Annotated in this window: 21 protein-coding genes and 1 pseudogene; 17 read left to right on the top strand and 5 right to left on the bottom strand. The window is 45.4% G+C overall.

What is annotated here, in order from left to right; all coding sequences use genetic code 11:
- The first annotated feature begins 77 nt into the window (after window positions 1–77).
- Window positions 78–2,009: a DUF294 nucleotidyltransferase-like domain-containing protein gene (locus MKY41_RS09915; protein ID WP_340744851.1), complete on the top strand. Its 1,932-nt coding sequence runs from the start codon at window positions 78–80 to the stop codon at window positions 2,007–2,009.
- A gap of 30 nt (window positions 2,010–2,039) precedes the next feature.
- Window positions 2,040–2,705 (top strand): 3'-5' exonuclease, encoded by a 666-nt coding sequence (locus MKY41_RS09910; protein ID WP_340744850.1) that lies wholly within the window; start codon window positions 2,040–2,042, stop codon window positions 2,703–2,705.
- A 75-nt stretch (window positions 2,706–2,780) separates the two neighbouring features.
- Here MKY41_RS09910 and MKY41_RS09905 read toward each other — a convergent pair whose 3' ends face one another.
- Window positions 2,781–3,266: a sigma-70 family RNA polymerase sigma factor gene (locus MKY41_RS09905; RefSeq protein WP_340744849.1), complete on the bottom strand. Its 486-nt coding sequence runs from the start codon at window positions 3,264–3,266 to the stop codon at window positions 2,781–2,783.
- A 362-nt stretch (window positions 3,267–3,628) separates the two neighbouring features.
- A complete protein-coding gene (locus MKY41_RS09900) occupies window positions 3,629–4,306 on the bottom strand; it encodes a hypothetical protein (RefSeq protein WP_340744848.1) in 678 nt (225 codons plus the stop codon).
- Window positions 4,307–4,537: 231 nt separating this feature from the next.
- On the opposite strand from MKY41_RS09900, the gene MKY41_RS09895 reads away from it, so the two are divergent.
- Entirely contained in the window at window positions 4,538–5,917 is a 1,380-nt protein-coding gene (locus MKY41_RS09895) for a S41 family peptidase (protein WP_340744847.1), read from the top strand.
- Between the two features lie 649 nt (window positions 5,918–6,566).
- Window positions 6,567–7,718 (top strand): hypothetical protein, encoded by a 1,152-nt coding sequence (locus MKY41_RS09890; RefSeq protein ID WP_340744846.1) that lies wholly within the window; start codon window positions 6,567–6,569, stop codon window positions 7,716–7,718.
- A gap of 267 nt (window positions 7,719–7,985) precedes the next feature.
- On the opposite strand, the gene MKY41_RS09885 is transcribed toward MKY41_RS09890, so the two are convergent.
- Both MKY41_RS09885 and sda read right to left on the bottom strand, forming a co-directional pair.
- Window positions 7,986–9,128 (bottom strand): polysaccharide deacetylase family protein, encoded by a 1,143-nt coding sequence (locus MKY41_RS09885; RefSeq protein WP_340744845.1) that lies wholly within the window; start codon window positions 9,126–9,128, stop codon window positions 7,986–7,988.
- 176 nt (window positions 9,129–9,304) lie between these two features.
- Window positions 9,305–9,418, bottom strand: a pseudogene (gene sda / locus MKY41_RS09880) (sporulation histidine kinase inhibitor Sda); the annotation flags it as partial.
- Between the two features lie 476 nt (window positions 9,419–9,894).
- Between sda and MKY41_RS09875 the strand changes: the two are divergent.
- The gene (locus MKY41_RS09875) at window positions 9,895–10,761 is read left to right on the top strand and encodes an FAD synthetase family protein (RefSeq protein WP_340744844.1); all 867 of its coding nucleotides are present in this window, start codon (window positions 9,895–9,897) and stop codon (window positions 10,759–10,761) included.
- 133 nt (window positions 10,762–10,894) lie between these two features.
- A complete protein-coding gene (gene yhdJ / locus MKY41_RS09870; RefSeq protein ID WP_340744843.1) occupies window positions 10,895–11,809 on the top strand; it encodes an adenine-specific DNA-methyltransferase in 915 nt (304 codons plus the stop codon).
- A gap of 25 nt (window positions 11,810–11,834) precedes the next feature.
- On the opposite strand, the gene MKY41_RS09865 is transcribed toward yhdJ, so the two are convergent.
- Window positions 11,835–12,905, bottom strand: coding sequence for a hypothetical protein (locus tag MKY41_RS09865; RefSeq protein ID WP_340744842.1), 1,071 nt, complete (start codon window positions 12,903–12,905; stop codon window positions 11,835–11,837).
- Between the two features lie 134 nt (window positions 12,906–13,039).
- Here MKY41_RS09865 and MKY41_RS09860 point away from each other — a divergent pair, with 134 nt between their 5' ends.
- From MKY41_RS09860 to menC, 11 genes are all read left to right on the top strand, one after another.
- A complete protein-coding gene (locus tag MKY41_RS09860; protein ID WP_340744841.1) occupies window positions 13,040–13,468 on the top strand; it encodes a VOC family protein in 429 nt (142 codons plus the stop codon).
- Window positions 13,469–13,534: 66 nt separating this feature from the next.
- Window positions 13,535–14,683, top strand: a complete 1,149-nt coding sequence (locus tag MKY41_RS09855; protein ID WP_340744840.1) for a glycerate kinase family protein — start codon at window positions 13,535–13,537, stop codon at window positions 14,681–14,683.
- 61 nt (window positions 14,684–14,744) lie between these two features.
- Window positions 14,745–15,965, top strand: a complete 1,221-nt coding sequence (locus tag MKY41_RS09850) for an ROK family transcriptional regulator (protein ID WP_340744839.1) — start codon at window positions 14,745–14,747, stop codon at window positions 15,963–15,965.
- Between the two features lie 201 nt (window positions 15,966–16,166).
- The gene (locus tag MKY41_RS09845) at window positions 16,167–17,003 is read left to right on the top strand and encodes an MBL fold metallo-hydrolase (protein WP_340744838.1); all 837 of its coding nucleotides are present in this window, start codon (window positions 16,167–16,169) and stop codon (window positions 17,001–17,003) included.
- A 25-nt stretch (window positions 17,004–17,028) separates the two neighbouring features.
- Window positions 17,029–18,039 (top strand): TAXI family TRAP transporter solute-binding subunit, encoded by a 1,011-nt coding sequence (locus MKY41_RS09840; protein WP_340744837.1) that lies wholly within the window; start codon window positions 17,029–17,031, stop codon window positions 18,037–18,039.
- Window positions 18,040–18,075: 36 nt separating this feature from the next.
- On the top strand, window positions 18,076–19,959 hold the full coding sequence (locus MKY41_RS09835; RefSeq protein ID WP_340744836.1) for a TRAP transporter permease: 1,884 nt from the start codon (window positions 18,076–18,078) through the stop codon (window positions 19,957–19,959).
- A gap of 173 nt (window positions 19,960–20,132) precedes the next feature.
- A complete protein-coding gene (locus tag MKY41_RS09830; protein WP_340744835.1) occupies window positions 20,133–20,684 on the top strand; it encodes a DL-endopeptidase inhibitor IseA family protein in 552 nt (183 codons plus the stop codon).
- Window positions 20,685–20,703: 19 nt separating this feature from the next.
- The gene (locus tag MKY41_RS09825; protein ID WP_340744834.1) at window positions 20,704–20,955 is read left to right on the top strand and encodes a hypothetical protein; all 252 of its coding nucleotides are present in this window, start codon (window positions 20,704–20,706) and stop codon (window positions 20,953–20,955) included.
- A gap of 204 nt (window positions 20,956–21,159) precedes the next feature.
- Complete coding sequence (locus tag MKY41_RS09820) at window positions 21,160–22,296, top strand: M20 peptidase aminoacylase family protein (RefSeq protein WP_340744833.1); 1,137 nt, start codon at window positions 21,160–21,162, stop codon at window positions 22,294–22,296.
- 323 nt (window positions 22,297–22,619) lie between these two features.
- The gene (locus tag MKY41_RS09815; protein WP_340744832.1) at window positions 22,620–23,453 is read left to right on the top strand and encodes a GNAT family N-acetyltransferase; all 834 of its coding nucleotides are present in this window, start codon (window positions 22,620–22,622) and stop codon (window positions 23,451–23,453) included.
- The gene (menC, locus tag MKY41_RS09810; protein WP_340744831.1) at window positions 23,450–24,562 is read left to right on the top strand and encodes an o-succinylbenzoate synthase; all 1,113 of its coding nucleotides are present in this window, start codon (window positions 23,450–23,452) and stop codon (window positions 24,560–24,562) included. Before MKY41_RS09815 ends, menC begins: the two co-directional genes overlap by 4 nt.
- Window positions 24,563–24,568 lie beyond the last annotated feature (6 nt).

The following is a 24,568-nucleotide window of genomic DNA, read 5'->3' as shown; positions in this document are numbered from 1 at the left end:
GAAATGAGCATCAACTTAAAATGGGCAACCTCTCTGAAACTACCTGAAGTGGCGGAGGGGTTTTTCATTTTGGAGGGGTGAGGACGATTGAAACGATGATAGAGAAGGATCGATTGGGAAGAATTCATGTGCAGCCCTTTTTTCGGACGATGTCCAAAGAAGCGTTTGAAAAAGTGATGTTGGATTGTGAAATGAAACATTTTCCGACTACCGAGAAGCTGGATTATTTCAGGACACCGCAGGAAGGTTTGCTGCTGATCCTGCAAGGGACGGTTCATATTTTTGTGAAAAGTGACGACGGCTCTCCGGTTGTTATTGAAGCACTTCAAGAAGGGCAGTTGGTCGGATTCTCGAATTTCTCCTATTTCCTAGGGGAATCTAGTGAGTCGTTGGAACGGCATCAGCTGGAGATGGAGATCATGAAAGACTCCCATTGTTTGCAAATCCCGTATTCCGTCGTCCAGCAAAGGCTGAGTGACGAAACGGTACGGGATTTCATTCTCCGGAAGATGTCGAACCGTCTGGCGACCGCCTATTCGTTGCTGGGAGAGCAGGCGAAACTCCCGGATGATTGGGGGGATAGCGAGCCATTCGTCCGACGTGTACAGGACTTTATGAAAACACCGGTCACCACGGTCAATCGGGAGGCAACCGTTCAGGAGATAGCCCGTCTCATGGTCGAGCAAAAAATCAGTTCTGTCATGGTAGTGGATGAAAACGGTCGGCTTTTGGGTATTGTAACCGAAAAGGACCTTGTCCAGCGGGTAGTCGCAAATGGAGCCTCGGAAGCTTTGAAGGCAGGGGATGTCATGACGGAAAATCCACATACCGTTTCCCGGCATGATTATTATTATGAAGTGTTGGCGGCATTTTATGATTACGGGGTCAAGCATTTGCCGGTTGTAGAAGGAGGACGATTGGCGGGAATTGTGACATTTTCCAACCTAATGTCCAAACGCGACCGGGGTTCAATGAGTATATTGAAGACAATTGAAGAGTCGTCCTTTTTAAGCTTGCCTGTCGTGAAGACGGCGATTTACGATGTTCTTTCCAATTTGATACATGACGAGATTTCGACGATCCATACACTGGAAATTATCACTCGGCTTTATGACCGGCTTGCCCGGCATTGTGTCAAATTGGCTGTCGAATCATTGCGGGCCAAGGGGATTGGCGAGCCACCAGTGCCGTTTGCATGGTATCAGATGGGGAGTGGTGCCAGAGGAGAGCAATTCATGCTGACGGACCAAGATCACTTCATCGTCTATGCCAATTTGGTGAATGAAGATCCGGAGCAAGTCGAATCGTATTTCGCCAAGCTCGGGGAAGAAATCGTCGTCCATCTGGAACAGGCGGGTTATGCCCGTTGTAAAGGGAAGATGATGTCGAGCGAGGCACATTGGCGCGGCTCGGTGTTTGATTGGCGGCAACGTCTTCGTACTTGGGCAGTGAAACCGACCGATGATGATATATTATTGGGCTATAATTTCTTCTCCTTCCGGTTCCTTTATGGGGATGGATTGGTGAATAAGGATTTCATAGACATGGTGAAACGGCAAGTGAAATCGTCTCAGACATTCATTTATTATATGGCCGAACAGGAACGAGAGAAGCCGATCCCTCAATTGAATCAACCGCTTCTGACGTTGTTCCGTGGACGGGCAAAACGGGAAACCATTGACATCAAACTGCATGCGCTGTTCCCGATGCACCATTGTTTGCAGATTTTGGGGATCCATAAAGGGATTGTCAATGCGACTCCGTTGGAACTGTTGGAAGGATTGGTGACAGAAAAGGAATTGTCCGCCGGATTTGCAGATGAAGTCCGGCACGCGTACGAGGTGGCGCTCGGCACACGGATCCAACTATCGTGGAAAAAGCATTTGCGCGGTGAGGACATTACAACGGAAATCAAATTGGAGAACCTACGGAAGTGGGAACGTGACCAAGTACGGACAATGTTGGATACGGCGCGTTCCTTGCAATCTCATTTATTATCCAAACTGTAAATCAAGCATGGCAGGAAGAAGGGATCATTTTTGTTTTGGAGAAAAAAACGATTGCCCTATGAATTGCAGCAACCTTTCCAACTCGATACAAAGTTGCGGGATCTGTCCTTTACAGTGTTCGACACTGAAACGACCGGCTTTTCCATCGCCTCCCGAGACCGGCTTATCGAAATCGGAGCGGTCCACGTGGAAGGCTTTTATGTCACGGATCGGGTGTTCCAGACGTTCGTCAATCCGGACCGCGACATACCTGAACATATTACAAAGCTCACCTCCATCTCGCAACGCGATGTGGAGGGTGCTCCGTCTTCTTTGGAAGCAATCGAGGCCTATTTCCAATTCGTGGAGGCCAATCAAAGCGGAGGGTGGGTCGGTCACCATATCAGCTTCGACGAAATGGTATTAAAGAACGAGCTGCACCGTGAAAAATTGACGTTTGATCCGCCCTCCTCATTTGACACGATGGACCTGATCAATCACTTGAACCCGACTTGGGACCAACAGGACTTGGAGAACTACGCCACCGTTTTCGGATCCCGGACATTCGAGCGCCATCGTGCCCTCGGTGACGCTTTGACGACCGCTCATTTATTCGTTGAAGTGCTCCGATGTCTGGAAGAGCGGGGCATTACGACGCTGGCCGATTTGCTGCGGCTGCGTCACGGCAAATCCCAGCAATCGATTGCGTTGTTTTAGGTGACGATTAAGGTTAAAGGCCAGCAGGAAGTTCCGCCATGCTGGCCTTTTTGGTGTTTTATAATGAAAGCAATATTATCGCACCACCTCTTTTCTCAACTTCACCAAGATTCGTTCCCTCCGTTTTTTCACGCCGGCTACGGTGATGCCGATCCGGCTGGCACATTCTGATTGGGGCAATTGATCGACGAACAGCCAATGGAGGAGTTGGCGTTCTTCCAACTTCAATTGCTCAATTGTCTCGGCCAGAGAGTCCGGCCAGTATACTTGCGGAATCCGTATCTCTTCCAGAAGCAGTTCCAAATGTTCGTCCTCCATATGCACATTGTTCCCCGCGAAGCGGTTTTCCCTTTTCATTTCATCCAGCATGGCGCCCCGGATGCTGCGGTGCGCATACGGGGTAAAGTCCCCTTTATCGCTGTCGAAGCGGGCCCACGCTTGCCAAAGCGCAATCCTTCCTGCTTGCCTGAACTGTTCAAAATCACGGTAAATATTCAATTGGCGAATCACAGCGGAAATCATCGGTTCATATTGGTCTAACAAATGCTCGAAATTTGACAATGTAGCGGCCTTTCCGACCGTGCACGATGCTTGGTATTCCCGGGTGTTTCCATCGTATTCGATTCGGAAGGGCATAGCGAAAAGGCGTAATGTCGGAATGGGGAAGGGACGGTGAGGTTTGATTAAGGGAGAATGTCATAGCACTTCTATTCGATGTTAAACTATTCGTAATTTTCATATACTTTTTAAATGAAAACCTCCCAAGCACGAAAAGTGACCTGGGAGGATGCTTTTACTTGATCACAGGAACACCAGTTTTCCAGATTATCAATTCAATATAGAAGGAACTAGTTGCGCCGGCAATTACTGTCGAACTAACGACAACACCGCCTCTCTGCATTGTAAAGGCGGTGTTGTTTCATTTACAATCCAATCCGCAAATTGTTGAGGAATTCCCCAAAAGCTGAGTCGGCTACAATCGTCGTGAAGATCAGAAGTACGATTGAGAACATGAAGACATACAACAAGATGCCATAAAGCGGGTCGAGGCCTGCCGGTTTCTCCGCTAACAAGGTGCTGATCAGGTAGAGTGGCAGGACGAAGATAGCCAGTGACATCGTGATGGTAAGCGCCACGGCTCCGAACGTGAAGGAATTCATCAGGATGAAGAGGAATGACGCAGCAGCAGTAATGAGAAGCAAGGATAAATGGGCGCCGTATAGGCTGACAATCGATTTCAACATCAGTGCTGGCCCGAAAAAATGGTTGATGGTAAATAGGGAAATGAGGGCGAGGATGATTAAAGCCAGAATGAATGCCATATGGCTGGCCATGACAGTTAGGAAGGTGCCGCTTTCATGGCTCCAGGAGACGTTCCAGATCAGCGTATACATCGCTCCTGCAACCAGCAAGGTGAACAGGACGATGCTGATCAATGCGTTGAGGAACCCTGCTTGCTCTTCTTCTAGAGGACGGGATGGATTTTTTAATTGCTGCATAAAATAGGTGCCGTACATTTTCGATTGTGCTTTCAGTTTCTCCATATGGATATTCGGTTCAGACGGTGTGGGGGCAACGGCTGTTCTTTGATTTCGATGCAAAGGAGGTGGGACTTCCTCAAAACCCGTTCCACACATTCCACAAAACTTGCCTATTTCTTGCGAGTGTCCGCAATGGATGCAAATCAAGTTGAATCTCCTTCCGATTGTTTTTTCCATGGCACGCTACCGTTTTCACTTCGTCCCTTCCATGCAATTTTTTATTCTCTAACGACTTCCGGATTGTTCCAATATGCTACAATAATAGCAATCTAGCTGAAAGAAGGTAGTCCGATGAAACGAAGCTTGCCTATATGGCTTGGTCTCTTATCCATATTCTTCATCCTGTTCCCATATGCCTCACCGGCGTCCGCGGAACCGGTACAGGAAATCCGGGAATTGATCCGCGATTATTATGTGGATGAAGTGCCAGCCTCCGTATTGGAGAAGAGGACGGCGAAAGAGATTGTTCAGCAGTTGGATTTATACTCGGAATATATGAGTGCGAAAGAGTACAAAGCATTTATCGATGAGATTGAAAGTCGTTTTGTCGGCATCGGAGTTGTACTGGAGTCGGATAGTAAAGGGGTCCGGGTCGTTTCTGTCATTTCGGGCGGACCTGCGGAGCGGGCGGGAATCCGGCCGGGGGATATCATCACCCATGTGAACGGACGAAGCATCGCCGGAAAATCGGTGGGGGATGCCGTTTCCATCATCAGTGGGGCTGAGAAGACGAAGGTGGGCATCACGGTGGAGAGAGAGGCAAAACCGCTGACGTTCGAACTATTTCGCGAGGCCATCGACTTGCCGAATGTGGAATATGAAATGCTGGGCGGCGACATCGGCTATGTTCGGCTCAATAGTTTTGCGACGGAATCTGCAAAGGGGATCAACCGGGCGATCCGGGCACTGCCGGATGCCAAGGGATGGATCCTCGACTTGCGAGATAACGGCGGTGGATACATTTCATCTGCTCAAGAAGTGACAGGGTTTTTCCCGAAAGCGGGCCAAGCGTTTCAAGTGAGGGAGCGGAACACGGAGCCGGAGATTCTCGAAGTGATCCGGCAACCGAGACAGTTCACCGGAACCGTTCATCTACTGGTCAATCCGTTTAGTGCCAGCGCATCTGAAATGGTGGCGGCAGCAGTGAAGGAACAGCAAGCGGCGACATTGTACGGCCAGACGAGTTACGGAAAAGGGACGATGCAATCCTTATTTGAATTCCAAGATGGCAGCGCATTGAAGCTGACTACCGCCCGATTTTTCTCACCAAACGGCCGAGAGATCGACCACGTTGGCGTAAAACCGCATATCATGACTGCTAGTGGAGCCGAATTGGAAACCTCGCATCGTGACCAGCTGCTCTCGAACAGGAAAGGCTACCAGTCACACGGCCAATTGAAACAGGTCCCGACGAATAAAACATTCACCGTGGAAATGACGAAAAGCATGAACTGGAAAGCATTCCCGGCGGAAGGGATCCAATTGATTGAACTTGGAGGGAAGGAGAAGCCGGTCGCATATCAAGTCATAAACGATAAGACGTTGACGGTAAAACCGAAAGTACCGCTCGAATCCGGCAAATCCTATCTTCTTATCATTCACCCGGTTGGAAAAGACCTTCAAAACCGGCAAATGAAAAAGGGAATATATGTGGACGTGACAGTGAAATAGATAAATAATTTGTGGAAACAGTGGGCACTTATTATAGGTGTCCACTGTTTTCATGTGGTTTAGTTTCACAACAACACAACCAGCCTGATTCTAGCAGTGCAAAAGGTAGTAAAAGTCATCTCTTTTTCATTGGAATGTCAAATTGTTGTGGATAGCATTCTAGTACTCTATCAAGTATTATTGAACTATAGCAAAAAATATTAATGATTTCATGAATGACAGGAGGATTTCATAATCGATACCTTTTCACGCAGAAATCAGTCTAAAGGCTGATTAAAGACTTTGGAAAGGATTACATAATATAATGTATCAGGATGACCTGGGCTTGGTATGTGTGCATGTGATATAGAAGTACTTTATTGAAATTTAATTAGAAAAATAGATAAGGGTATGGAAGGGGAAAATAAGTAAAATGAAAAAACCAATAGCTGTTATAGCGAGTGTCGGAATTCTATTTAGTGGGTTATCTTTTGCGTCACCATCGGTTGTAAACGGAGCGGAAATGGAATACCCCGTGGACGAGCAAGGTGTCAGGAAAGAAGGCGTATTGACGCTTTCGTTGGATGAGGTAATTGAGCGGGCTTTGGCAAACGACCGTACGATTGTCATTCTAGGCTATCAATTCGAAGTTCTGAAGGCGCAAAAGGAAATGACTTATGACACCATTGATGAACTTGAAGACCAAAAGGAAAAAGCTGAAAGCAATTTAGATTCATTTCCGACCAATGAGGATATTATTCGGCATGGAATTCTCCTGCAATATCAAGAGCAGCTGGATGGGCTAACTTATGAAGAGCTATTGCCGGACGATCCGTTGAAGCTGGAAATTGACAGCGCAACCCAAAGTATAAAGTATGAAAACATTAATAGAAATAATGCCTTAGAAGAGGAAATCAAGCAAGCTACTGATAAAATTGAAGACAGCATCGAGGATTTGAAAACCGGGTTGAAGCAAAATGATATAAGCAATAAAAAGCTTCAATTACAAGTGGAAGAAACGAAGGAAGGCATTCGTTATATGATAAAAGGTCGTTACATCGACCTGCTTGCTAGAAAAGAAGGAATGGACTTTCAGGGGAAACACATTGATAAGATAAAAAGAGATATTTATAAAGCGGAACAAGAAAGCGATATTGGGATTGCTTCTCAACAGAGTGTAACACTATTGAAGAGAGAATTGAAAACGCAAGAAATGGAACTGACAAAGACTAGAAAAGTGTATGAACAGGATTTAATGAAATTCTTGCATGACCTAGGCTATGCCCAAACGCTGAATGTTGAATTCACACCACCTGAATGGGAGCTGGAAAAAATCAATGCGGATCAAGCCGAGGAAATCAAAAAAAACTTCTTGGCAAAATCATATGAGCTTCAGAAGATTGCACAAGATATCGAGAAATTGGAATATGACAAAGAAAAGCTTGCTGAAAAAGATAAAGACAAAGACGAAAATGCTAATGTTAAATATTTAGAGAGAATGAACGAGCAAGAACTGAACATGAAACTAGAGGAAAAAAAGAAATTCGAAGAAGAGACTACCAAATACCTTTCGGCCTTGTTTGCCCAAGCGGATGATGCGTTTGAGTTAATTAATGAAAAGGATTGGAAAAAAGAAAATGTGAAAGAGGATGAAGGAAAGTTAGCCGTTCAATATGAATTGGGGCTCATTTCGAAACACGACTATGAGAGTTCGAAATTGGCATATGAGCAGGCTGAATTTGATGAGTATATGGCAAAAATAGCGCTCTATTTAAAACTTGAGGAAATTAGTATTGTAGAAAAGGGATTGCGCTTGAATTAAGTAGGGGAACTCAAGCTAACATGCAACAGAGATATGTGCTGGCCTTTTACAGTAGAGAAGGCATTCTCGTGCTCCCAAGTGCAGCGAAACCGGTTAATGATCCGGTATCCCCCGCTTGTATCAAGAAAGGTGATAGCTATTAATACGAAGGTATGCGAATCTATCACGGGACAACAACCATTTCTTTAGAATATCTCCGAGCATTTGCTTGACATTGAAATGAAAGTATGGGAGGAAGAAAAGACGCTTTGTCTTTTCTTCCCTTTTTCATTTACCTTCCAATTTATTGGCGAAGTCTTTCAAGGACATGCCTGAATGGACGCGTTGGCGATTGAGGGAGTAGAGGGAGTCTCCTTGGAAGACGTTTCCTTCCTCAATCGTATAAGCACTCGTGATGCCGGCTGCCTTTAATGCCCGGACAGCTTGCGGCCCCCGTTTTCCGTAAGGATATGCGTGGGCGGTCACGTCTGTTCCCAAAATATTCTCGATGCTGCGGTTTGCTTGCAGGATGTCCAGGAAGATCGCTTCTTGCGATTCCGATTGGAGATAACTTAAATTGGTTTTCGAATTAAACAGATGAAACGCATGGGTATGATTTTGATAGGAATAGACATCTTGCGTACGAATCAAATCTTCTTCTGATACCATGCCGGGCCGATTGATACGGTTTGTGATAAGGAAAGACGTCGCTTGGAGCCCGTGTTGTTTCAAGACGGGGTAGGCCAGATCAATCGTCGATTTATAGCCGTCATCAAACGTGATCAACACAGACTTTTTCGGCAAAGTCTTTTTCTTTTGCACCCATAGCTCGAGCTCGGCAGTCGTTATGGTTGTCCAATGATTGCGCTTCAAGTAGTTCATCTGCTCTTGGAACTTGGAAAGTTCCAATTTGGATACGTTCTGATCTGTCTTGGTGAGGACGATGTCATGGTATGTGAGTACGGGGATACCCGCTTCAATCTGCACCATGCTCTTATGGATATATCCCGTGGATCCACCGGTAATAATTGGGAAATAATTACCTTTCTGATGTTGGGCCTGGATGATCGTATTCGCTTGGATACTGCCGAGCGCCTTTGCTTTGACAGAGGGCTTTTCCAGGATATCGACAGTTTTGACTGTTTTCAGCCGGACAGGATGCGCTCCTTTCCAATTTTGCGGTTCGCTATTGACGACAACAGCCCGCATTTTTGAAAACTTGACTTCTTCATTTCCCATGACGGTATGATAAAAGCGGTCTGATTCTTTGAGGGCCGTATGGGTGGTCCCTTTTTGAAAAACGGCGACTTTCTGCTTTTCATTGAATACTGGAGTTGTTTCTGTAATTTTCACTGCTTTGACATCCGACGCCTCAGCAAAATTCGGCAAACTCCATAAACAAAGAAGCAATAATACGACTACTTTTTTCAACTCTTTCCGACTCCTTTAAAAAAACTCCAACTTTCTCATCTTAGTCGCAAAGGGCCAAGAAGGCAACAGAGTCTTGGAAAATAGCAGTAAAAAAGATGTTAATGTGACGGATGAGTTGATTGAAAGTGAACATAATCCAGAACGGCGGTGCGGTTTTGCGATGAGGTAACAGTCAGCAAGGAACGACGTCGCATTTCGTTTTCCAACATTTCGATGAAATCAGGATGCAGCTTGATATTCTTTGCTTTGATATAGGACTCGATTAGTAAATCATTGGACAGTTGGATCATGCGAATATCTCCTTTCAATTCGTCATATTTTACATACATGGCCAATAGAATAGTAGATAACTCTCTGATACCTATAATCTACCAAATAAAAGAACTAGGAACAACCGTTCTTTTATCCACATGGTGTCGTGGATAACCTGTGTCTTATTTGTTTACATAGCTCACAAACCTATGAAGGCATTGCGGGATAATGTGAACAAAGTTATCCACAGGTGTGGAAAATGCAGATTTTGTCGAAAAGTTTCTAGGTGAAGGGTGAGAATATTTCATCTTCATCGAATTTTATAAAAGGAAAGACTTGAAAATATTATGAAATGATGTATATTGGTACAAAGATAGTAAAGCTGATTTACTTCGGAGAAGAGGAAGCACTCCTTCTCATTTACCTAAGTAAACAACTAGCTATATTCGATTGTCGAAGAAGGGGCTTCGAATTGTCGGGTATAGCTTCTTTTCGTTTTTAGGAGGGGTTCCGTATGGAAGTGATTTTTATGGATAAACAAAATATCGGAATGTGCGAGCCGGCAGTTCTCGCGTTAGGATTTTTCGACGGAGTACATATTGGCCATATGCGGCTGATTGAAAAGGCTGAGGCGATCGCGAAGCGGGATGGATTGCAATTGGCGGTAATGACATTTTACCCGCATCCGAAAGAAGTATTGGCGGGGCAGAAGTTCGATTATTTGATGTCATTGGAAGCGAAGATCGACAAGATGGAGAAGCTTGGGGTGGGACGTTTGTATGTCGTGAAGTTCACGAAAGAATTCGCCCAGCTGAGCCCCGAACAATTTGTGCAAGAGTATATCGTGGACAAGCAGGTCAAGCATGTGGTGGCAGGCTTTGATTACACGTATGGGCATATGGGGAAGGGGAATATGGATGTGATGGAACGGTTGGGAGAAGGCCGTTTCGGTGTCACTGTGTTGCCCAAAGTAGTGGTGGAAGACCGGAAAATCAGCTCCACCTATATTCGCGACCTTCTGATCGAGGGAGAGGTGGAGTCCATCAAATCATACCTTGGGTCGGAATATGTAACACGCGGCATTATAAGCGCGGGACGAATGTTTCCGAAAGATCACGGCTATTGCCTGTTCGATTTCATGCCGACTGAGGAAACCATGCTTCCGAAAGAGGGAATCTATCGGATTGAATGGGACCGGAATGAACAAATGGAAGCGGCACTCGCCATCGTCTATTTGAATGAAGAAAATGAGAAATCGGTTGCCATCAAGGTGAGGCAAAGGAAAGGTATTTTTCCTGACAAGTATCCGGTCGCCTTCAGATGGCTGGAGCTGCTGGAAAGTGGAGATCGAGTGGCTGAGAAGGAGATTATGTATAGTTGATATGAAATTTCCAAAAGCCTTCGTCAGCAAAAGGAAGCGCTTGCATTCGCAGATACTTTTTTTCGGATCCCACTAACCTTTATTCACCTCCCCATTTTAGTGTAAACTAAGTTGGATAGGGGGGTTGTGTTCGATGTGGAACACTATTTTCGATAACTTGGAATTTCAACATATGAATAATGAGACGAGCTTCGTTGCACAAGGCAGCAGTTTGGAAATTTTGCGTAAAATGAACGAGGCTTCGGTCGATTTGATCTTTGCAGATCCTCCCTATAACATCGGGAAGGATTTCGGGAACAATAAGGACTCCTGGTCGGATGTAAAGGAATATATCGCGTGGTGTAAACAGTGGATCGATGAATGCTTCCGCGTTTTGAAGCCGACAGGGACGTTTTATTTCATGACGGCGACGCAGCATATGCCTTATTTGGATATTTACGTGAATGAAAATTATCATGTCCTTTCCCGAATCGTGTGGGCTTATGATAGTTCCGGTGTGCAATCGAAGAAAATGTTCGGCTCTTTATATGAACCGATTCTTATGGCAAATAAATCTGCGAAAGACCAGTACACATTCAATTATGAAGATATTATGGTGGAGGCGAAAACGGGGGCTCAACGGAAGTTGATTGATTACCGAAAAACGCCACCGCAACCTTATAATACGAAAAAAGTGCCTGGAAACGTATGGGAAATGCCGCGGGTCCGTTTTAAAATGGAGGAGTATGAAAATCATCCGACCCAAAAACCGGAGGCGTTGCTCGAGCGGATCATCCTTGCCTCCAGCAATGAAGGAGATGTCGTTCTAGACCCGTTTTCCGGATCGTTCACCACGTCCGCCGTGGCAGTCAAGTTGGGCCGGAGGGCGATCGGGATCGATTTGAATGATGAATATTTTAAAATCGGCATCCGCCGGACGGGCATTGCGGACGCATATGAAGGGGAGCCATTGCAGAAGGACAAAAGCCGGAAAACGGCCAATAAATCGAAAAAAGACCATTCGGAAGGTCCCGATGATCCGAAATATATTCAAGGAGCCCTCTTTTGAGAGCTCCTTTTCTATAGTGGGTGATTCAGTCCAGATTATATTCCACTTTACATTGCATCACGAGTTCATCCAACAGATTTCCAAGCTTGTTGTCCTTCATGATCGTTTCCAAGTAATGCTTCAATGTCGGAATCGTGATGATTTCCTCAAAACATGCAGTGTATTTGACGCGTACGGTTTCATCGGGATAGAGTTCATTCGCTTGCTCGATAATTCGTTCCATCGCTTCTGTAGGCATCATTTCGGTTTTGACAACGAATGTAACAGGGAAGTAATTGAGTTTGGCTATATCCAGGAAGTATTTCTTGAAGTCTAGCACTTCAGTCACTTGGTAAATACGGCCTAACGGTTTCATAATGAAGTCAACGCCGCCGTCATTCGCATTCGTCCGGCCTGTTTTATATAGCGTTACAGGGATCTCTTCCAGTTCGTCTGTTGTTTTGCCGATGAACATGGTATCGCCATCATGGAAATACTTCGTCAGACAAAACGAGACGATTTCAAATATCCGTGCATCGACCATCGGATTTAATAGACCGACGATGAAGTCATGTGATGCGACGGGATCTTGCTGAAAATTGTCTTTATGTTGGACACACGCATCAAAAAACGTGTTGAAGTTCTCCAACTTCAATTCCACATATCGGTCGATGATGGCGACTACATCTTTGGCGATATTCACATTGCCTTTCCTGAGCAATTTTTCATTAATCCAATAACGTTTTGTGATTAAATTTCTCGTAATCGGCACTTCTCCAAGCGAAGGGAAGAATTTCCGAAATTCATCATTGCACCGACTATTGAGCGCATGGTTTTGAAGCTTTTCTCCAAAGGGAAGTTCACGTTGCCGTTTGAAAGCATCACTGAACATCATTCCCTCATAAGCGGCGTACTTTTTATTCTCCAAGAAATCTTTATTCACGTAATCTTCGATGAGCACATACAGGGCATAAAGATTGGCAAAAGAGCCGCGCGCCTTGCTTGAGGCTTTGACGGAGCCCGTTTTTTTCACAAGATATTGGATCAATGGCATTTCATATATAGGGTCAGCCTTATTTCCATATGTTTCGTTCAAATATTGTTGAATGAAGCTCAATTGGAATCCTTCTTTCTACTGATAAGTATTATTTGATTATACCATATTAAATATTCAAGAAAATTCAGTAAGTATATGTTTTCCCAGGCTTGTCCATGATACAATAAGTGAAAAACATGGAGGGGATGGATGATATGGCTGTCAATGTGTATCTTATATTCAATGGAAACTGTCGTGAGGCGATTGAGTTTTATGCGGATGTGTTTGGAACTGAGGAACCGCAGATTATGACGTTTGGAGACTCTCCGCCGAATCCAGAGTACCCATTGCCCGAAGAAGCCAAGGATCTGGTGATGCATTCCCGGCTTGAAATAAGCGGCACGATTGTCATGTTTTCAGATACATTTCCGGGAACCCCTTATACCGTGGGGGATAATATTAGCCTGGCAGTTGTCGGAAAAGATGTGGATGAGTTAAAATCCGCTTTTGGGAAATTAAAAGAAGGCGGCACCGTTACGATGGAGCTCCAAGAGACATTCTGGAGCAAGTGCTACGGGCAAGTACAGGACAAGTTCGGCATTCTTTGGCAATTTAGCCATGATGCTGAAGAATTGGTCATGTAAATTCTCGGTATGGAACTTTTTCGATAATGAAAAGGTTCCATATTTTTATGGATGGAGGGGAAATGGATGAAAGTGCTAATAGCTGTCGATTCATTCAAAGGAAGTGTTTCGTCGATCGAAGCAAGCAAAGCAATTGCTAAGGGTATCCGAAACGTGTACTTGGATGCCGATATCGTCTTGTTGCCGCTTGCCGATGGCGGAGAGGGAACGGTGGAATGTTTGGTTCACGCTACCTCCGGAAGAATGGTTTCACAGGAAGTGACGGGACCACTCGGCGAAAAAGTTGAAGCAGTGTATGGCCTGGTGGAAGGTGGGCGGACAGCGGTCATTGAAGTGGCGGCGGCATGTGGACTCCCGTTAGTTCCAAAAGATCGGCGTAATCCGGAATTTACGACGACATTCGGTGTGGGAGAACTGATCAAAGATGCCATCTTACAAGGGTGTCGGGAGTTTATTATCGGGCTTGGCGGCAGCGCGACGAATGATGCGGGAATCGGTATGCTGCAAGCGCTCGGCTTTCAGTTCAAGGACGCGGTAGGGGATGAAGTAGGATTTGGGGGACGGTCGTTGACTGAAATCTGCGTCATTGATTCATCGCAAGTCATGGAGGAACTGAACGAGTGCACGTTCTTCGTCGCATGCGATGTGGACAATCCATTATACGGACCGGATGGCGCAGCGTATATCTATGGACCGCAGAAAGGTGCGTCGGAGGAGGTCGTCCTTAAACTGGATTCGGGATTACGCTTTTTTGCAGAACTGGTGCAAGAAAAGATGGGACGTGATATTCATTCATTTTCCGGAGCAGGAGCAGCGGGAGGTCTCGGTGCCGCCTTTTCAGCATTTTTAGAGGGAAGTCTTCAGCCGGGCATCGAGTTGATTTTTGGAAAAATACATATTGCAGAAAAAATGAAGGGGATGGATTTTGTTATCACCGGAGAAGGAAGATTGGATGCGCAGACTTCCATGGGGAAGGCACCATCAGGCGTAGCGCGGCTCGCTGCACGGCATCAGATTTCAACCATCGCCTTTGCAGGAAGTGTGAGTGGGGATCTTTCAGGTTTGCATAAATTAGGAATGACCTCCTATTTTCCGATACTGGAAGCACCGGGTTCTTTAGAAGAAGCGATGGAGTCTGACCGGACGCTGGCTAATTTGGAACGCACGGCGGAGCAAGTATTCAGGTTGATTCGATCGGTTGAAGGAAAGAAATAAATTGAAAACCTTCCCTATTATTAAAACCAAATTGGTTTTAATTGTGGTAAGATAAATAAAAATGTCATGGTTTGGAATGGGTGATGAAATGTTTAAGTGTTTTCTTGAGAATAATACGCTTAAAAATAAAGATTTGAAAAACCTATATTATTTGATTCATAAAGAAGGCCCAATGACGTCAGCGGAAATCATTGAAAAAACTTCAATTAAGAAAACGACGCTCGTCCGGATGTTGGATGAATTAATGAGAGACGGATTTATCAAGGGGAACGGCTTCGGAGAAGCGACGGTTGGTCGTCCTCCGATCCTCTATGCAGTGGAACCGACTTGTTCTTATATTATCGGAATCCATATATCCAGGATGAAAACAAATATTGTGCTTCTCGATCTGCAATTTCGAATGATGGATCAAGAGTCGTTTGTAATGACGACAATGCACACCCCGGATTTCGTTGTCATGAAAATTCAATCCATCATACATCGCTTTATGGAAAGACATCAGTTTGATATTGGGCGGATTCTTGGCATCGGCCTAGCATCAATCGGACCACTGGATCGGCGGGAAGGGATGATTTTAGAGCCGGAATCTTACCTGTCCGGTAATTGGTCTCACGTTCCAATCGTTCAAATGATTCGTGAATCTTTCCCTGTTCACATTTTATTCGAAAAGGGGGCGAATGCCGCAGCAATAGCGGAATTTCATTCAGTAAAAGGATTATATCAAAATATTTTATACTGTATCAGCGGCGGTTGGGGAATGGACTGCGGAGTAATCAATGACGGTACGATCCTCCAAGAACGATTTGCGGATGGTAAGGGGTATGGACATATGATCATCGATCTGGATGGGAAGGAGTGTTCCTGTGGTAAAAGGGGATGCCTTCTAGCTTACACGTCATTTCGAAGTATACTCCAGGAATTGAAGAGTGAAAATGCGTTGTTGGCACAGATGGATGAAGGTGTTTTTCGAAAGGCGACGTTAACGGATATGATGGAATATTTTAAACAGGGGGACGCTTTGACGGAGAAAGTGATTTTGCATTCAGCCCGCTATTTGGGAGTCGGCCTCTCGAACTTGATCCATATATTCCAGCCTGAAATGGTCATTTTGAATGGTCCTTTCATCTATGGGATAGACCGGTATTATGATGAAGTGGTTCACCAAACGAAGCAACAATTATCTGGTAGGGAAGACATCGTATTTGGCCAAGGGGAACTGAAGGAGAATGCTGCTGCCATAGGGGCGGGTATCTTGCTATTTAACTCGTATTTCGAGAGGTAGGAAGGGCCCTTCCTTTTCTTTTCGAAAAAATATTTTCAATTTATTTGAAAAGTTGTTGAAATAAAAAGAGATTTAGATTAATATATCCATATGCCTTAATTAAAACCAAAATGGTTTTAAAAATTGTTGTAAGGGTTTTCAAGTTATTTTTTTATTCTATTAAAACCGAAATGGTAATAACTTTTGAGGGGTTGGATTGAAATGAAAGTCATCATGTTAGGCACGGGTAGTCCAAGGTTGAATAAAGAACGTATCTCCTCGGCGCATTTGCTTCTAGCGGGAGATTTGCCGATTCTCGTTGATTGCGCAGAAGGAACAACGATGCAGTTAGTAAAATCGGATATTCCTCCGCAAGATATTAAACATGTATTTTTTACTCATCTGCACGCGGATCATATGCTTGGATATGCCAATTTTCTGATCAGTGGCTGGGTGGAAGGGCGTCGGGAGTTGACAGTAGTCGGTCCGGTGGGTACAAAGAAAATGCACGACCTCTTAATCGAGATGTTGGAAAAAGACATCGAATATCGATTATCGCTAGGAAGACCTGAAACAGGGATCCGGGATGTAAAGGTCATTGAACTTGCAGAAGCGGGCCAAGTGAATGTGGACTTACCTTTATTGGTGCAATGTGAGGAAATGATTCATAATGTTCCGACGTTTGCTTATCGATTTGATTGGGAAGGACAATCGGTCGTCTTTTCCGGAGATACGGCGCCACCGACCGATGCGTTGTCTAGACTGGCTAAAGATGCCAATATGCTAATCCATGATTCTTGTTTAACATTGATACAAGACGATAAGGCACCCAATGCTAGCGGGATTTGGAAAAACCTACAAAAAGAACACTGTACGCCAGCCCAGGCAGCCGAGACGGCGAAATGGGCAAATGTCGATCAATTGGTGCTGACACATTTCCTTCCAAAAATGAATCCGGATTTGGCCTATAAGGAAGCAGCTGAAGTGTTTAGCGGAGAAATTATTATCCCAAACGATTTAGATCAACTTCAAGTTTCATCTAAAGTTATTGCCAAGTAAATCACTATTACGAGGGGGAAGAAGTATGAAATCTATGCATATTCTTACGCTTGCCATGATTCTGGCATTAATTGGTTTGATAGCAGTTGGATGTAGTGAAAAGGGCGGAGCAGCTGAAGGAGAAGATGGTGAAAAGAAAGTTTCCGGAATAGTTCCGGTGTACACACCAGGGGCTGGTGGAATCTCTTACATTTTAAGTGCAGGGATCGGTAAAATTTTTAACAGTGGCGATAAGATGCCGGGGGTCCAGCTCGTGACAGAAGCAACGAACGGCGGAGCTGAAATTGTACAAATGACACTGGATAAAGCGAATGCGAATCAGAATGTTTTCGGGATCAATGCAGTTGTGGATGTTGCTGAAGCATATAACGGAGAGTACGATAAAATTCCGGGCGAGCAGAAAAATCTACGGGCGGTCGCGTTCATGAACTATGCGGCAGCTCATATGATCGTCTCGGCTGATTCGAAAATCGAAACATTAGCTGATCTAAAAGGGAAGAAAGTCGGCTTACCTCCGGGTTCTGCAACCGAATCGATTATCAAAGCCGTATTGAAAGATGGTTATGGACTGGAAGATGGCGATTACAAGGTTCTTCCACTCGGTTACAATGAAATCCAGGAAGGTATCCAAGATGGCAGTATTGATGCAGGTCCTTTATTAGGAGCAATCCCGGCACCACTTGTAAATGAATTGGCACAGCTGAAAGATGTCCGCCTGTTGACAGTCGACAAGGAGGCGGAGGAAAAATTCCTTGCTGCCAATCCTTATTATACAATGAGAACCGTTGAGGCAAATACGTATCCGGGCCAAGATAAGGAAGTCGTTGTCCCTTCCATGGATGTAATTGCATTTACGCATGAGGGTGCTGATGAAGAGTTAGTTTATAATTTTATCGACACGATCCTTTCAAATAAAGAAGAGATGGATAGTATTCACCCGGCGGCAAAAGATATTAACAATGAAACCATTTTTGAAGGTTTGGAAATTCCGATGCATCCAGGCGCTGAAAGATATATGAAGGAACATATGGAATAAGTGTACGGGAAGTAAGGAAAAAAGGGGAGTGCTAGAATGAAACGATGGATCGCTTGGATTGTCGGAAGCCTTGCGTTATTGCTTGCGTTATTTCACTTGTATGCCGGAGGTGTCCAGCTTTTGCCTGCCACTCAACAGAGGGCAATCCATCTGGGAGTAGGGCTGGCACTCGTCTTCCTGTTCCGTTCGGCAACGAAGGAGAATGAAGGAAATCTTTCAGGGCGTCTCGGAAATGTAATGAATCCGCTACTTGCCGCTATTGCACTACTAGCTTGTGGATATATTGTTGTCAACTATATCGAGTTGGCCACTTCGCTTTATAATCCATCGACATGGACATTGGTGGTCGGCATCATCATCATTTTATTGACACTGGAAGCATCCCGAAGAATGCTCGGTTGGGCACTTCCGATTATCGCTGCTGTATTTTTGGCATATGCGTTTTGGGGAAATCACCTTCCCCTCTTGTTCGCTCATTCGGGGCTATCTTTCGAGCGAATTGTGACACAAATCGGTTTAAGTAATCAGGGGATTTTTGGTACTCCTTTAGGAGTGTCAGCCAGTTACGTGGTCTTGTTCGTCATCTTTGGTGCTTTCTTAGAAAAGTCGGGTGCAGGCGGATTGTTTATTGACTTGGCGATGGCGCTTGTAGGCCGTTTTCGGGGAGGGGCTGCCAAAGTTTCGGTTATTGCAAGTTCATTATTCGGATCAATTAGTGGAAGTCAGGTTGCCAACGTAGTCAGCACGGGTGTCTTGACGATACCTTTAATGAAAAAAGGAGGCTATAAATCTGAGTATGCAGGTGCTGTGGAATCAGTTGCCTCGACAGGTGGAATGCTGTTGCCTCCAGTTATGGGAGCCGTTGCATTTTTAATGGCAGACTTTCTGCAAGTGTCTTACGCGGAAGTCGCTTTCGCAGCTGCCATTCCTGCCATCCTATATTATATTGCGATTTTCATTATGGTTGATTTGAGGGCGGCCAAGCTTGGGTTGGCCGCGGTGGAAGAAGTGAAAACGGTTAGTATCAAGCAACTCTTAAAGGACAAAGGCCATTTGGTCCTTCCATTGCTATTGCTCGTTTACTTGCTTATGATCGCTCAAGTGACGACAGTCAAAGCGGTATTCTGGTCTATCATTTCGGTTCCGATCATCTGTTTATTACGGAAGGGGACGCGGATGAGCGTCCGTCAAATCGGAGAGGCATTACAGGAAGGAGTCAAAATGTCCCTCGTCGTCATAGCAGCCTGTGCATGTGCTGGAATTGTCATCGGCGTAATCGACATGACAGGAATCGGCCTTCGTTTTTCGGGTCTCCTTCTTGAATTGGCAGGCGGCAACTTGCTATTGCTCTGTATCTTGACGATGTTTGCATCGATTATACTGGGAATGGGTCTTCCGCCGGTTGCTTGTTATTTAATTTTGGCCATTTTGGCTGCACCGGCGATGACGCAGATGGGCGTTCCTCCATTGGCTGCACACCTGTTCATTTTCTATTTCGGAACGCTGTCCGCAATCACGCCGCCAGTTGCCATTGCGGCTTACGCTGCGGCTGGAATTGCCAAAGCAAGTCCAATGAAAGTGTCGGTGCAAGCATGCGGGCTTGGGCTTGTCGCATTCATAATTCCATTCATGTTCGTCTATGGACCTGAATTGATTTTGCAAGGTTCTGCATGGGGGATCATCTATGCTACCGTTACAGCGATTATCGGAGTCTTCGGCCTGTCGATTGCAATTGAAGGGTTTTTATTCAGGAAAGTGGCGCTTTTATCTCGGGGTATTATCTTCATCGCTTCACTCATGCTGATTCAGACGGGGATGTTGATGGATGCAATTGGGTTGGTAGTGTTAGTCATAACATTACTGATCGATCAGAAAAAAGGGAAAGAGGTCCTTCCCGACATCCGCTATTCGGTCGATTGAACGAAGAACTTAAAGGGTTGCTCCCAGTGGGCAGCTCTTTTTTTGCTCAACTTTTCCCGATCTGTGCATATACATGATGGGGTTGGATTGGTAGGGTATTATTTGAAAAGTGTTGAAACCTTTTTCTACCCTCCAAGTCTAATGAAATATCACAAAGGAAGGGATGAATTGGGTTGAAGAGAGTATGGATGATGGGGTTGGCGCTGCTAGCGGTATTTTGTTTTTCATTTCAAGGGAACGGGATGGCGGCATCGAAAATTAATGAAGAGTTGACTGTGGAGAAAGCGGTCAAATTGGCGGCGGACTGGGCTGCCACAAAAAGCCTAGTGCAGGCGGGAGGTCATTATAAAGAAGGGGAATATAAAACGTTCACATACAAAGGCATGTCGTACCGGTTTATGGCGGGGGATTTGGATAGCACAAAGGAATTAATGATGGAATTGGAGAAGTCACTAACGAAAAAGGCGGCCCGACAATATGTAAAAGATAGTGGGTTCATCCGCTACAAAGGGAAAGTTGCGCAAGTCGAGGCGGATGGAGGCTCTCTGCTGGAATGGAACAAAGCGACGGCAAAGGAACTGAAATCATCCAAGCATACAAAAGTGTTCGAACTTTATGTCCCGATTGCGGGAATGAATGAAATAGATGCTTATCAAGTCACCTATGAGTATGGGAAGAAATCCGGCTGGCGCATAAGTGAGTTGCCAGTCCTTGTTACAAAGTGAGTGGAAGAGGCCTTGCCGGATGATGGCAAGGCCTTTATGGACGTTGGGGCTGGGGGAGATTGTCATGGCAAAAGTCCGAACTGTCATGGGGCTTCTGCAAACTGTAAGGGCGATGCCCGAAACTGTCATGGCTCATGGAAATTGTCATGGCAAAAGTCCGAACTGTCATGGGGCTTCTGCAAACTGTAAGGGCGATGCCCAAAACTGTCATGGCTCATGGGAATTGTCATGGCAAAAGTCCAAACTGTCATGGAGACTATGCGAACTGTAAGGGCGATGCCCGAAACTGTCATGGCTCATGGAGATTGTCATGGCAAAAGCCCGAAATGGCCAGGGGAAATTCCGTCGGCTGCAAGGGAAATGCACGGAACTAGCATGTCCCCCGATAGCATTCCAGAAGAGAAATAATTCAATAGAAGTCCATTTTACGATATGATTTAACTTAACAAGTCGATAGATAAAGGTGGAGTTTTTGATGAAGGAATTGATTCAGCAAATTCAGTCCGATGTTAACGAGATTTTTGACCATTTACATACCCACCCGGAAATCAGTTGGAAAGAGGTGGAGACGACCCGTTACTTGAAAGAACGATTGGAAGCGGAAGGGTTTGTAGTGTCGACTTTCGATGATATGACAGGGCTCGTTGCGGAAATCGGGACGGGTGCGCCTTGTATCGGGTTGCGGTCCGATATCGACGCACTATGGCAAGAAGTCGATGGCGTTTATCAGGCGAACCATTCCTGTGGTCATGATGCGCATATGACGATTACCTTAGGGGCGATGCTCTTATTGAAAAAGTTAGGGATACCGAAACAGGGACGATTGAAAGTCCTGTTCCAGCCCGCAGAGGAAAAAGGGACCGGAGCGCTCGCCTTGGTCAATAAAGGGGTGGTCGATGATATCGATTACTTATTCGGCCTTCATATGCGGCCAATCCAGGAAATTCGCCACGGCTATGCGGCACCGGCCATCCTACACGGCGCCGCTAAGACGATTAAGGGAAAGATTATCGGGACGGAAGCGCACGGTGCACGGCCGCATCTCGGGCAAAATGCGATTGAAGTGGCTACCATGCTTGTACAAAGCATCCATGCCATCCATGTCGATCCCGTCGTTCCACACTCTGCGAAAATGACGATGTTCCAAGCAGGTGGGGAGTCGAGCAATATCATTCCGGGGACCGGCGTCTTTAGTTTGGATTTGCGCGCGCAAACCAATGTCATCATGGCCGAATTGGAGGAGAAAGTGCAAAATGCTATCCAATCGGTTGCCTCCTTATTCGGAGTCGAGATTGAGTACGAAGCATCCGAAGCGATTGCTGCGGCGGAAGTGGATGACAGTGCTGTGCAATTAATGGCGAAGGCAATTGAGGATACACTCGGAGCTGATTTTGTGAAGGAGCCGATTGTGACACCGGGCGGGGAAGATTTTCATTTTTACACATTGAAACGTCCGGATATCAAAGCGACGATGCTTGGGTTGGGCTGCGACCTTGCGCCGGGCCTTCACCATCCGCATATGTCGTTCAAGAGGGACAGCATTCTGACGGGGATTGAAATCATGGCTAGAACGGTCATCCGGACTTTTGAGCAGTTGGAAAGTGGAAAGTGAAATTGATTGGAATACCTCTTACTTTGTAAGGGGTTTTTATCTTGGATTCTTTTGTGGGAAACTTGTTAGTATTTTTATCAGACTTGCAATTACTATTTCAATATATCTAATCAGAAATTTCAGAAAAGTTATTGTATTCTGTTTGACATTATGGTATGTTAAGTAACGACTAGTGTTGAAGTTTATACTTCGTATTCAATAAAAAATAAAGTTTAAGCTTCGATAAAGAGAATTAACGTATAATGTTCTTAAAGGAACTGATTCAGCAATTGCAAGAAAGATCAAGAGAGTAAATTTTGAATTGTGGAGGGAGTGGACAGTGGATGAAGGAATTGGAAATCCGCTTGTTACAAACAAATAAGGAGATGCCGCTCGTCCAAGAACTGGAGCGGACGGTATGGGGAATGGATCCGATCCCGACCCACCAAACCGTAACAGCCGTGAAAAATGGCGGCATCATGCTTGGGGCTTTTGATGAAGATAAATTGGTCGGCTTTTCCTACGGCTTCACGGGTTTTGCAAATGGCCAGACGTATTTATGCTCCCATATGCTCGGCGTCCACCCGGAATACCAGCTTATGGGGATTGGAAAGCTCTTGAAAGACGAGCAATTGAAAACCGCTCGGGACATGGGCTATGATCTGATCACTTGGACATTCGATCCACTCGAAAGTCGCAATGCGTACTTGAATCTATCCAAGTTATACGGCATTTGCGATACTTATTTGGAGAACTGCTATGGCGAAATGGCTGACGGGCTGAATAAAGGCTTGCCAACGGACCGATTCCAAGTCTCCTGGTGGATCAATAGCAAACGGGTAACAGAAAAATGGAACCCTTCCATCGCTGAGTATCACCGGCCATTTGAAGTAGAGGAAACTGATAAAGGAAATCCGGTTCTACGCTATGACGAAAATATTTTGAATCTGACAAAGGATGGCATTGAAGTGCCGGTCCCTCAACATTTCCAGCTCATCAAAGGGAGCGAGCCTGAATTGGCATTGGATTGGCGGATTAAGACCCGTGGGATATTTCAAAAATTATTTGACGAAGACTATGCAGTGGTCGGTGTAAACCGCACATCGGGCCCTGTTCATTATTATCAATGCGTCAAAAAGGCGTTCATTCCACTCAAAAGAAAGGAAGAAGCTCAATGATTATTAAAGAAGTGAACATCCGTAGAATGAAAATGATGATGAAACATCCGTTTACGACTAGTTTTGGAACGATGCAGGAAAAAGAATTCCTGCTGGCGGAAGTGAAAGATGAACTGGGAAATTCAGGTTGGGGTGAATCTGTAGCGTTCCATGCTCCATGGTATAACGAGGAAACGATTGAAACGAATCTACATATATTAGAAGATTTTTTGATTCCTCTCGTTCTGGAAGAGGAAATCGAACATCCCGATGAAGTGAATGAGCTGTTTGCGTTCATCCGTCAAAACAATATGGCGAAGTCGACGATTGAAGGTGCGATTTGGGACTTGTACGCGAAGCGCAATCAATTGACACTTGCGGAGGCATTGGGCGGAAAAACGGATAAAATCGAAGTCGGCATCAGCATTGGAATCCAAGAGAATGTAGCTGATCTAGTGGAATTGGTCCGGGGATATGTAGAAGAAGGGTATAAACGAATCAAAGTGAAAATTAAACCCGACTATGATATCGAAGTTCTCCGCGAATTGCGAAACCATTTCCCAGATGTCCCGTTGATGGCGGATGCCAACTCGGCGTATACGCTTCAGGATATCGACCTGCTTAAGAAACTGGATGAGTTCAACTTGACTATGGTCGAGCAGCCGCTCGCATCGGATGATATTATCGACCATGCGACACTGCAAAAAGAGCTGGTGACCCCGGTCTGCCTGGACGAAAGCATTCATTCCCTAGAAGATACACGGAAAGCAGTGGAGTTAGGAAGCTGTAAAATCATCAATATTAAAATCGGTCGGGTCGGCGGATTGACCGAAGCGAAGAAAATCCACGATTACTGCATGGAACGCGGGGTGCCGGTCTGGTGTGGCGGGATGTTGGAATCAGGGATCGGCCGCGCACATAATGTAGCACTAACGACATTACCGAATTTCATCTTACCTGGGGATACGGCAGGCTCTTCCCGTTATTGGGAGGAGGACATCATCTCGCCGGAAGTCGTCGTAGAAGATGGCTATATCACCGTTCCGACCGCTTACGGCATCGGCTATGAACCGAATCTCGTAGTGATGGAGAAATACACGGTGGAAGAGATGAACTACACGGCGAAATGACAATGG

Source organism: Sporosarcina sp. FSL W7-1349, from assembly GCF_038003045.1.
Lineage (GTDB): Bacteria > Bacillota > Bacilli > Bacillales_A > Planococcaceae > Sporosarcina.
Note: the sequence above shows the minus strand (reverse complement) of the source record. Positions and strands in the feature narration are given on the sequence as shown.

What these genes read in the sequence shown, in the direction of transcription:
- MKY41_RS09835 (WP_340744836.1), top strand. Translation starts at nt 18,076, where the DNA reads ATGAAACGATGGATCGCTTGGATTGTCGGAAGCCTTGCGTTATTGCTT.
- yhdJ (WP_340744843.1), top strand. Translation starts at nt 10,895, where the DNA reads ATGTGGAACACTATTTTCGATAACTTGGAATTTCAACATATGAATAAT.
- MKY41_RS09850 (WP_340744839.1), top strand. Translation starts at nt 14,745, where the DNA reads ATGTCATGGTTTGGAATGGGTGATGAAATGTTTAAGTGTTTTCTTGAG.
- MKY41_RS09840 (WP_340744837.1), top strand. Translation starts at nt 17,029, where the DNA reads ATGAAATCTATGCATATTCTTACGCTTGCCATGATTCTGGCATTAATT.
- MKY41_RS09890 (WP_340744846.1), top strand. Translation starts at nt 6,567, where the DNA reads ATGACTTATGACACCATTGATGAACTTGAAGACCAAAAGGAAAAAGCT.
- MKY41_RS09845 (WP_340744838.1), top strand. Translation starts at nt 16,167, where the DNA reads ATGAAAGTCATCATGTTAGGCACGGGTAGTCCAAGGTTGAATAAAGAA.
- MKY41_RS09820 (WP_340744833.1), top strand. Translation starts at nt 21,160, where the DNA reads ATGAAGGAATTGATTCAGCAAATTCAGTCCGATGTTAACGAGATTTTT.
- MKY41_RS09875 (WP_340744844.1), top strand. Translation starts at nt 9,895, where the DNA reads ATGGAAGTGATTTTTATGGATAAACAAAATATCGGAATGTGCGAGCCG.
- MKY41_RS09855 (WP_340744840.1), top strand. Translation starts at nt 13,535, where the DNA reads ATGAAAGTGCTAATAGCTGTCGATTCATTCAAAGGAAGTGTTTCGTCG.
- MKY41_RS09860 (WP_340744841.1), top strand. Translation starts at nt 13,040, where the DNA reads ATGGCTGTCAATGTGTATCTTATATTCAATGGAAACTGTCGTGAGGCG.
- menC (WP_340744831.1), top strand. Translation starts at nt 23,450, where the DNA reads ATGATTATTAAAGAAGTGAACATCCGTAGAATGAAAATGATGATGAAA.
- MKY41_RS09825 (WP_340744834.1), top strand. Translation starts at nt 20,704, where the DNA reads ATGATGGCAAGGCCTTTATGGACGTTGGGGCTGGGGGAGATTGTCATG.
- MKY41_RS09815 (WP_340744832.1), top strand. Translation starts at nt 22,620, where the DNA reads ATGAAGGAATTGGAAATCCGCTTGTTACAAACAAATAAGGAGATGCCG.
- MKY41_RS09895 (WP_340744847.1), top strand. Translation starts at nt 4,538, where the DNA reads ATGAAACGAAGCTTGCCTATATGGCTTGGTCTCTTATCCATATTCTTC.